This is a genomic window from Streptomyces sp. UH6, from assembly GCF_013421635.1.
In the GTDB taxonomy this organism is placed as follows: Bacteria; Actinomycetota; Actinomycetes; order Streptomycetales; family Streptomycetaceae; genus Streptomyces; species Streptomyces abyssomicinicus.
In genome coordinates this window covers 1-2705 of the sequence record NZ_JACADT010000776.1, presented here as the reverse complement: position 1 = coordinate 2705, position 2705 = coordinate 1, and the positions used below count along the sequence as shown (strand labels likewise).

Genomic DNA, 2705 nt, shown 5'->3' with positions numbered 1-2705 from the left:
CGCCGGTGGCGCCGTCGGCGGCGCGCCGCCTGATCATGGCGAGGACCTGCAGCACCCCGTCGTGGATGTCGCGGGCCAGCCGCTCGCGTTCCCGGGTGGCGGCCTCGATCTCCAGGGCGCGGGCGAGGGTCCGCTCGGAGGCGCGGGCCACCTCGACGACGTAGCCGATGGCGATGGCGGCGACCCAGACCAGGATCACGTTGTGCACCGTGTCGCGGGTGGGGGCGCCGCGCTCCACCAGGTTGGCCGCGGCCACCAGGGTGGAGGCGAAGGCCGCCCAGCGCCAGCCGCCCTTGACCGCGAAGGCGAGCACCGAGCCGGCCGTCCATATCGACGGCAGGGTCGGGCCGCCGGCGTGGATACGCGCGGCGGAGTCGGCCAGCGGTGTCAGCAGGATGCCGACGACCGCGACCGTCAGGTCGACGCCGAGGAAACCGCGGGTGCAGCTGCGCGCGTCGGAGACCCGGCGCACGGTGGCCAGGGTCCACACCATCAGGACCGCGAGGTAGCCGACGGCCACCTCCGGGCGGACGAAGTGCCGGTGCGCCGACGCGAACAGGGCGACGGCGTACAGCATGGTCAGCACCCGGTAGGCGGTCAGCGCCCGCCAGAGCGGCTGCTCGACCGACATCCGGCCGCGTGTCTCCCGGGCCACGTCGCCCTCCCCCGTCTCCCCCGTGGTGTCCCCGCGTACGGCGGCGTGGGCCGCCCGGGGTCAGTGGCCTTCCGGCGCCTTGGAACCGGCCGCGGCCGCTTTGGCCTGCTCGGCGGCCTTCTCGGCCCTGGCCGCCTTCTCCGCCTTGGCGGCCTCCGCCAGCTGCCGCTTGGCGGCGGTGGCGTACATGTCGACGTACTCCTGGCCGGAGAGCTTCATCAGCTCGTACATGACCTCGTCGGTCACCGCGCGCAGCACGAACCGGTCGTTGTCCATGCCCTGGTAGCGGCTGAAGTCCAGCGGCTTGCCGATCCGGATGCCGGGGCGCATGATCTTGGGCATCGCCCGGCCGGGCGGCTGGATCTTCTCGGTGTCGATCATGGCGACCGGGATGACGGGGGCGCCGGTGGCCAGCGCCACCCGGGCCAGACCGCCGGGCTTGCCGCGGTAGAGCCGGCCGTCGGGCGAGCGGGTGCCCTCGGGGTAGATGCCGAAGAGGCCGCCGTTCTCGATGACCTTGATGCCGCTGCGGATCGCCGCCTCGCCGGCGCCGCGGCCGCCCTCGCGGTCCACCGGGAGCTGGCCGACGCCCTTCATGAAGGCGGCCGTCAGGCGCCCCTTCACACCGGGGGTGGTGAAGTACTCCGCCTTGGCGATGAAGGTGACCTTGCGGTCGAGCATCACGGGAAGGAAGATCGAGTCCGAGAAGGACAGGTGGTTGCTCGCGAGGATCGCGGGCCCCTCGGCCGGAATGTTCTCCAGGCCCTCGACCCAGGGTCTGAACGCGACTTTCACCGGTGCCCCGATGATCACCTTCATTATTTCGTAGATCACCCGACTGCCCTCCTGTGCATCGGGTCCGAACCTTATCCCGAGGCCGCCGCAAACGCTCGACGCCCCTGGCCGGTGCAGGCACGGTCGCGTACGGTGAAGTACCCACTCCACCCCTGTGCCGTGCGGGTACCCGTCGGCACGCATCAGTCACGAGGAGACCGAAGGTGCCGGTCCTTCCCGGAGCCGAGCCGTTCCGCCACGACGGCGGGGAGATCGGCGTGCTGCTCTGTCACGGTTTCACCGGTTCGCCGCAGTCGATGCGCCCCTGGGCGGAGTACCTGGCCGCACGCGGGCTGACGGTGTCCCTCCCCCTCCTGCCGGGACACGGCACGCGCTGGGAGGACATGCAGGTCACCGGCTGGCAGGACTGGTACGCGGAGGTGGACCGCGCGCTGCGGGAGCTCACCGCGCGGTGCTCGGCGGTCTTCGTCTGCGGGCTGTCCATGGGCGGCGCGCTCGCCCTGCGGCTGGCCGCGAGGCACGGCGACGCGGTGAGCGGGCTGGTCCTGGTCAACCCCGTCAACAAGGTGCACGGCGCGGCGGCGCGGGTGCTGCCGGTCGTGCGGCACCTGGTGCCGACCACCAAGGGGCTGACCGGCGACATCAAGAAGGACGGCGTCCTGGAGACGGGGTACGCCAAGGTGCCGCTGCACGCCGCGTACTCCCTGGCGGCCTTCCTGCGGACGCTCGACCGCGAGCTGCCGCAGGTCACCCAGCCGCTCCTGCTGCTGCACAGCACCGAGGACCACGTGGTGGCCCCGGCCGACTCGGCGCGGATCCTGGCGCGGGTCTCCTCGGTGGACGCCACCGAGGTCCTGCTCGAGGACAGCTATCACGTGGCGACGCTGGACAACGACGCGGAGCGGATCTTCGCGGAGAGCCTGGCCTTCGTGGAGCGGCTGGCTCCCGGCGCGGGCGTCTCCGGGTCCGACCGGGAAGGGACGGCCTCCGTTGGCTGAGAACGGCACCGGGCGGGACCCGGACCACGAGGAGCAGGAACCGGAGCTTCCCGCGTTCGACGAGCAGGCGGCGTGGGAGGCGATCGTCGCCTCCTACGGCGAGGAGCCGCCGGACCCGCCGGGGGTGAGACCGTTCCGGGCGGTGGAGGACCTGGCGCTCCCGGAGGAGGACGTGCGTCCCGGTGACGCGGAGGGCCCGGGAGGCGCCGACGGCCCCAAGGCGGACGCCGAACCCGTGGCGGAGCCCGGGCCGGAGC

The 2705-nt window shown here is 72.8% G+C and carries 3 protein-coding genes and 1 pseudogene; 2 read left to right on the top strand and 2 right to left on the bottom strand.

Annotated elements, in window-relative coordinates:
* Together HW445_RS25660 and HW445_RS25655 are read right to left on the bottom strand one after the other, a co-directional pair.
* The coding region (locus HW445_RS25660) for a DUF5931 domain-containing protein (protein WP_257231288.1) at positions 1-631 on the bottom strand (631 nt) is incomplete at its 3' end.
* Positions 632-715: 84 nt separating this feature from the next.
* Complete coding sequence (locus HW445_RS25655) at positions 716-1486, bottom strand: 1-acyl-sn-glycerol-3-phosphate acyltransferase (protein WP_180223280.1); 771 nt, start codon at positions 1484-1486, stop codon at positions 716-718.
* 167 nt (positions 1487-1653) lie between these two features.
* Between HW445_RS25655 and HW445_RS25650 the strand changes: the two genes are divergently transcribed.
* Positions 1654-2448 (top strand): carboxylesterase, encoded by a 795-nt coding sequence (locus tag HW445_RS25650; RefSeq protein ID WP_180223279.1) that lies wholly within the window; start codon positions 1654-1656, stop codon positions 2446-2448.
* A pseudogene (locus tag HW445_RS25645) lies at positions 2441-2705 on the top strand (hypothetical protein); the annotation flags it as partial. The gene HW445_RS25650 and the pseudogene HW445_RS25645, both read left to right, overlap by 8 nt.